The following is a 4,217-nucleotide window of genomic DNA, read 5'->3' as shown; positions in this document are numbered from 1 at the left end:
CACCACCGCCGTCGCGGTCGCCGCCGATGGCGAATGGATCCGGCGTCGGGTGGGCGCGCCCGTTGTCGCGCTCGAACTGGCCCGAGAGCTGGGGGTTCCCGTCTATGACGCCGCCGTGGTCGGCTACCCCGAATCGATGCGCCGCTACCGCCAGGCGCAATGAGCACCTGGGAGGCGCGGACGCGCGGGGGCGCTGGCCGTCGCGGTGATGTTCATCGCCCCCTCGTTCGTGATCGTGGTGGCCGTCGGTGCCCTCTACGTGCGCTACTTCGGGCTGCCCACCCGACAAGGCCGAACGCCGCCGCCAGCTTGTGTGGCCTTGTGTGACTAGGTGGCAGCCAGCCCCGGCAGCCCACCCGCCGGCGCGTCACCGTGGGCGCTCTGTCGAATGCGAGAGTTGACAAGGAGGCGAAATGCGGAAGTGGCTGCTGTTGACCGTGGTGAGCGTCGGTGTGACTCTTCCGTTGACAAAGCTCGGGGTACCGTCGGCGGCGCTGTTCGCGGGGCTGTTGGTCGCGATCGCGCTGGCGTTGATGTCGTTGGCGCCGGCGCGAGTCCCGCGCCGGGCCGATATTGCCGCGCAAGGGGTGCTCGGCGTCTACATCGGCGCCATGGTGCATCGCGACGCGTTCGGTGGGCTCGGATCGGACGGGCCGATCGTCGTCGCCACCGTGGTGGGCACGCTCGTGCTCAGCATCGTCGGCGGGGCGCTGCTGGGCCTGCACCGCGAGGTCAGCCCGCTTACCGGAGCGCTGGCACTGGTGGCCGGCGGTGCCGCGGGACTGGTGTCGATCGCGCGCGAGCTCGGCGGCGACATCCGTGTGGTCGCTGTGGTGCAGTACCTGCGCGTCGCGCTGATCATGGCGTCGATGCCGCTCGTGGTCACGCTCGCCTACCACGCCGACAAGCATGGGCCCGTCCAGGCGCCTGAAAGCGCCTCCGCGCCCGGCTATCTCAACATCGTCATGCTGGGCGTCGTTGTCCTGGTCGGCGCGACGGCCGGGCGGCTCATCAGGCTGCCGGGCGCCGGTCTGCTCGGCCCGATGTCCATCACGATCGTGCTCGAGCTGACCGGGGGGTCGTTCGGCTTGGCGGTGCCGGCGCTGCTGTTGCAAATCGGCTACCTGGTGATCGGCTGGCAGGCCGGTGTTGCCTTCACCCGCGAGTCGCTGCGGGCGATCCAGCGGATCCTGCCGGCGGCGTTCGGCCTGATCGTGCTGATCGGCGTCGCCTCGGCGGGGCTTGGCGCGCTGCTGGCTCAGTTCGCGGGGATCAGCCGGCTCGACGGCTACCTGGCGACCAGCCCGGGCGGCGTCTACGCCGTCCTGGCCACCGCCGTGGAATCCGGCGCGAACGTCACATTCATCATTGCCGCGCAGATGATGAGGGTGCTGCTGATGCTATTCGCCGCTCCCCTGATGGCGCGGCTGTTGGTCCGGTTCGGGAACCGCCGGGCGGATCAGATCGTGGCGAGGAGCTCGGCCGGCAGCGAGCTCATCCGGGTGGCCGATTGACGGCCCGCCTTCAGTACTTCGACCTGGCTGATCGGCTGCCCGGCAATTCCAGCGGCCAAGTTGGGCACCGGCGGCAGCCCCACCACATCGGACGCCCGCCGCGAACCGACGGCGAGCTCGGTTCCGGCGGCGTTGATGCGGACCCATGTGGGATGGAAGGCCAGAGCATCGGCGACGTTCGTTCGGGCCGCTGTCTTGTGTTGCAGCGGAACCGCATCTTCGAGGTCGAGCATCACCGCGTCCGCGCGGGCATCGAAGACTTTGCCGAGCAGTTTCTCGCTGTGGCCTGGGGCGAACAAATAGCTTCGGTCCATCACAGCACACCCCTGTCTTGCAGTGCTGCAACGCACCCTGGGTCCAGGCCCAGTGAATCTCGGTAGACCTGCTCGTTGTCCTGACCAAGCCGGCGACCGGCGAACCGGATGGAGCCGGGCGTGCCGAGCATGCGAAACATCAGGTTCTGCATCTTCACGGGCCCCAGATCCTCGTCATCGACGGTGGTGATGGTTTCGCGGGCGATCACATGCGGATCGCTCATCAGCTGTTCGACGTCATAGATCGGTGCCAGTGCCGCGCCGGCACGTTCGAACTCCTGGCTTACCTCACTAAGGGGACGGTCGGCGATCCATTTCGCCACCGCCTCGTCGAGGATGTCGCCGTTTCGACAGCGCTCACCGGCCGAGGTGAACCAGGGCTGCTCGACGATGTCGGGTCGACCGACCAGCCGCATGACTCTCTCCGCGACAGAGGTGGCGCTGGCCGAGATCGCGACCCAACGACCGTCCTGGGTGAGGTAGGCATTGCGTGGGGCGTTGTTCGGGGAACGGTTGCCATGACGGCCGGGGACCGCGCCGAGCTGGTCGAATGCGGTGGGCCCCGGCCCCAGGATTGCGAGAAGGGGCTCAAGCAGCGACAGGTCGATGACCTGTCCCTGGCCCTGCCCCTCTGCGGAGGCGCGGTGATAGAGCGCGGTCATGACGGCGAAAGCTCCCGCGATACCGGCCACCCCGTCGGCGAGACCGAAGGGCGGCAGCGTTGGGGGGCGGCCTTCGTCGCCCGTTTGGTGCGCGAAACCGCTCATCGCTTCAGCGAGGGTCCCGAATGCGCGCCGCCTGGAGTACGGCCCGGTTTGGCCGAAGCCGGTGACACGCAACATGATCAGACCCGGGTTCACCGCGGTGAGCTGGTCGGGCCCCAGACCCCACTTCTCCAGCACGCCGGGACGGAAATTCTCGATCAGCACGTCCGCGTGGCGCACTAGCTCGCGGAGGATCTGCTGGCCTTCGGTCTTGCTGAAATTGAGGGTCACGCATCTCTTGTTGCGGGAGATGACTTTCCACCACAATCCGTGGCCGTCCTTGGTCGCCCCGTGCGATCGGGCTGGATCGCCCATCGGATGCTCGACCTTGACGACCTCGGCGCCGTAATCGCCGAGCAACATGGCGGTGATCGGCGCGGCGTAGACCGTGCTGATGTCGAGGACGCGGATCCCGTGCAACGGCCCGTTCATCGCGACAGGCCTCGCCTTCTTTTCGGGGTGGTGAATCATGGTTAATCCTTGCCGTTTCGGGTTTGTCAGGAATGGGGTCGGTGCCTGCACACGCAGCTCCTTACAAGACCATTACTTGGGGGTGACCCTTTCAGGCCGGTGGACCTCATAACAGTCCGAGCAGTTGCAGGTTGGTGATGTATTTGACGATGATCGGTGCGGAAACATGCGGGATGTCTTTGTCTGGGCCGATTTTCGCGTCCTGAACTGCGGCGCGGAACCGCCCGGTCGGCGCGATGGGTCCGTTGATCGGCTTCTCGGGCCGCCGGTAGTTGTGCAGCAACGGCAGCAGCGAGTGCTGGCGCTGTCGGTCCGGCAGGGCCCGCATGGCAGTCTCGAACCGCTGCCACCAAGCCGCGTAGTCGGGAATGCGCTGGATCGAGTACCCCGCTTCGATGAGCCAGTCGACGTATTCGTCGAGCCCGATGCCGTCATCGTAGGGGTTCATCACATGATATGTCTCGAACCCATCCACCACCTGGGCACCGAGGCGCGACATCGCCTCGGCGATGAAATCCACCGGCAGCCCGTCATAGTGCGCGCGTTGCCGGTTGCCGTCCGCGTCGAGTTCGTAGAAAGACCCGGGCGCGATGCCGGTGGCGACCAGGCTCAGCATCATCCGGGTGAACGTGTCGGGCACATTGAGCTGGCCCGCGTACCTCGTTTCGGCGAGGATCATGTCGCAGCGGAACACCGACACCGGCAGCGCGCATAGGTCGTGGGCCTGCCGCAGCAGCACTTCGCCGGCCCATTTGCTGTTGGCGTAGCCGTTGGCGTAGTCGTCGTTGATCGCGCGGGTCGCGCTGATGACCCGGATGTCGCCGTCCTCGGTGAACGCCCAGGGCGTGATCTGGTCGCCCACCCCGATGGTCGACGCGTAGATGTACGGCTTGAGCTTGGTGGTCAGCGCGATCCGGATCAGCTCGGCGGTGCCAAGTGCGTTGGGGCCGAACAGCTCGCTGTAGGGCAGCACGTGGTTGACCAGCGCCGCTGGATCGACGATCAGATCCACGGTGTCGGCCAGTTGCTGCCAAACACGTTGATTCAGGCCGAGGTTCGCCTCGCCCTTGTCGCCGGCGAGCACCTGCAGATGCTCGGCGGCCAATTCCCGATAGTGCCGCAGCAGCTGCGGGTCGCCGCTGTCGAAGGTCCTG

The 4,217-nt window shown here is 66.8% G+C and carries 3 protein-coding genes and 1 pseudogene; 1 reads left to right on the top strand and 3 read right to left on the bottom strand.

Annotated features, from left to right (window positions below; all coding sequences use genetic code 11):
- Positions 1 to 413: 413 nt before the first annotated feature.
- Positions 414 to 1,514 (top strand): AbrB family transcriptional regulator, encoded by a 1,101-nt coding sequence (locus VE759_RS06865; protein WP_324929510.1) that lies wholly within the window; start codon positions 414 to 416, stop codon positions 1,512 to 1,514.
- Positions 1,515 to 1,624: 110 nt separating this feature from the next.
- On the opposite strand, the pseudogene VE759_RS06860 reads toward VE759_RS06865, so the two are convergent.
- The 3 genes and pseudogenes from VE759_RS06860 to VE759_RS06850 form a co-directional block, all read right to left on the bottom strand.
- Positions 1,625 to 1,828 (bottom strand): annotated as a pseudogene (locus VE759_RS06860) (aldolase/citrate lyase family protein); the annotation flags it as partial.
- Positions 1,828 to 3,063 (bottom strand): CoA transferase, encoded by a 1,236-nt coding sequence (locus VE759_RS06855; RefSeq protein ID WP_324929508.1) that lies wholly within the window; start codon positions 3,061 to 3,063, stop codon positions 1,828 to 1,830. The pseudogene VE759_RS06860 and the gene VE759_RS06855, both read right to left, overlap by 1 nt.
- Before the next feature lie 106 nt (positions 3,064 to 3,169).
- A partial coding sequence (locus VE759_RS06850; RefSeq protein ID WP_324929506.1) for a thioester reductase domain-containing protein occupies positions 3,170 to 4,217 on the bottom strand: 1,048 nt, incomplete at its 5' end.

It is taken from the genome of Mycobacterium sp., from assembly GCF_035640695.1.
Lineage (GTDB): Bacteria > Actinomycetota > Actinomycetes > Mycobacteriales > Mycobacteriaceae > Mycobacterium.
This window is presented reverse-complemented; position numbering and strand designations above follow the sequence as displayed.

Coding starts and splice junctions, on each gene's coding strand:
- VE759_RS06865 (WP_324929510.1), top strand. CDS start 414: ATGCGGAAGTGGCTGCTGTTGACCGTGGTGAGCGTCGGTGTGACTCTT.
- VE759_RS06855 (WP_324929508.1), bottom strand. CDS start 3,063: ATGATTCACCACCCCGAAAAGAAGGCGAGGCCTGTCGCGATGAACGGG.